Source organism: Thauera phenylacetica B4P (assembly GCF_000310225.1).
Classification (GTDB): Bacteria; Pseudomonadota; Gammaproteobacteria; order Burkholderiales; family Rhodocyclaceae; genus Thauera; species Thauera phenylacetica.
Genome location: NZ_AMXF01000425.1, coordinates 1 through 1,742, shown reverse-complemented (window position 1 = coordinate 1,742; position 1,742 = coordinate 1). Strand labels below are relative to the sequence as shown.

2 protein-coding genes are annotated in these 1,742 nt (G+C 72.4%); both read left to right on the top strand.

Annotated elements, in window-relative coordinates; translation table 11 throughout:
* The coding region (locus C667_RS22715) for a thiamine phosphate synthase (RefSeq protein ID WP_004387668.1) at positions 1–354 on the top strand (354 nt) is incomplete at its 5' end.
* Between the two features lie 73 nt (positions 355–427).
* Positions 428–1,711 carry a glutamate-1-semialdehyde 2,1-aminomutase gene (gene hemL, locus C667_RS22710; RefSeq protein ID WP_004387666.1) on the top strand — a complete coding sequence of 428 codons (1,284 nt, stop codon included), beginning with the start codon at positions 428–430 and terminating at the stop codon, positions 1,709–1,711.
* The last annotated feature ends 31 nt before the right edge of the window (positions 1,712–1,742 follow it).

The window sequence follows — 1,742 nt, the reverse complement described above, 5'->3', positions numbered from 1 at the left end:
CCCGCGGCGGCGCGCGGCGCGCTCGGCCCGCGCCGCATCCTCGGGCTCACCTGCTACGCCGACTGGTCGCGCGCGACCGGGGGCGCCGAGGTCGGCGCCGACTACATCGCCTTCGGCGCGATGTTCCCTTCCACCACCAAGCCCCACGCGCCGCCCGCGCCCTTCGCGCTCATCGAGCGGGCGAAGCGCGAACTCGGCCTGCCGGTTGCGGCGATCGGCGGCATCACGCTGGAGCGCGCGCCGCAGGTACTCGCCGCGGGGGCCGACCTGCTCGCGGTGGTCGGCGACGTCTTCGGCGCGCCCGATCCGGCTGCGCGTGCGCGGGCCTACGGCGTGCTTTTCCGCGCGCCTTGACCTGCGCGGTGGACCGGGGGCGTGCGCGGCGCGACAATGCCGCCTTTCGCACGCAGCACAGGAACCCTCTGCCATGACCAGCCGTAACGAAGCCCTCTTCCAGCGCGCCCAGCGCAGCATCCCCGGTGGCGTTAACTCGCCCGTCCGCGCCTTCCGCTCGGTGGGCGGCACGCCGCGCTTCCTCGCGCGCGCCGAAGGCGCCCGGGTGTGGGATGCGGACGGCAAGGAATACATCGACTACGTCGGCTCCTGGGGCCCGGCCATCGCCGGCCACGCCCACCCGGCGATCGTCGAGGCGGTGCGCGAGGCGGCACTGAAGGGCCTGTCCTTCGGCGCGCCCACCGAGAGCGAGGTCGACATGGCCGAGCTGATCTGCGCCATGCTGCCCTCGGTCGAGATGGTGCGCCTGGTGAGCTCCGGCACCGAGGCCACCATGAGCGCGATCCGCCTCGCCCGCGGCTTCACCGGCCGCGACGCGATCGTGAAGTTCGAGGGCTGCTACCACGGCCACGCCGACAGCCTGCTGGTGAAGGCCGGCTCAGGCCTGCTGACCTTCGGCAACCCGTCCTCGGGCGGCGTGCCGGCGGACTTTGCCAAGCACACCATCGTGCTCGACTACAACGACCTGCAGCAGGTCGAGGACGTGTTCAAGGCGCGCGGCGACGAGATCGCCGCGATCATCGTCGAGCCGGTCGCCGGCAACATGAACCTGATCAAGCCGCAGCCCGGCTTCCTGGAAGGCCTGCGCCGCATCTGCACCGAGCACGGCGCCGTGCTGATCTTCGACGAGGTGATGACCGGTTTCCGCGTCGGCCCGCAGGGCGTGCAGGGCCTGTACGGCATCACGCCGGACCTGACCACGCTCGGCAAGGTGATCGGCGGCGGCATGCCGGTGGGCGCCTTCGGCGGCCGCCGCGACATCATGGAAAGGATCGCCCCGCTCGGTAGCGTGTATCAGGCCGGCACCCTGTCGGGCAGCCCGGTGGCGGTGGCGGCGGGCATGGTGTCGCTGAAGCTGACGCGCGAGGCCGGGTTCTACGACAAGCTCACGGCGAGCACGCAGCGCCTGGTCGCCGGTCTTGCGGCGGCGGCGCGCGACGCGGGCGTCACCTTCAGCGCGGATGCGGTGGGTGGCATGTTCGGCGTCTATTTCGCCGACCAGGTTCCGGCGTCCTTCGCCCAGGTGATGGCCACGGACAAGGAGCGCTTCAACCGCTTCTTCCACGCCATGCTGGAGGCCGGCCACTACTTCGCGCCCTCGGCCTTCGAGGCTGGCTTCGTGTCGGTCGCGCACGGCGAGGCCGAGATCGACGCCACGGTGGCCGTGGCGCGCGAGGTCTTCGCAAAGCTGGGCTGACCCTCCCCGCGGGCCCGCCGCGCGGGCCCGC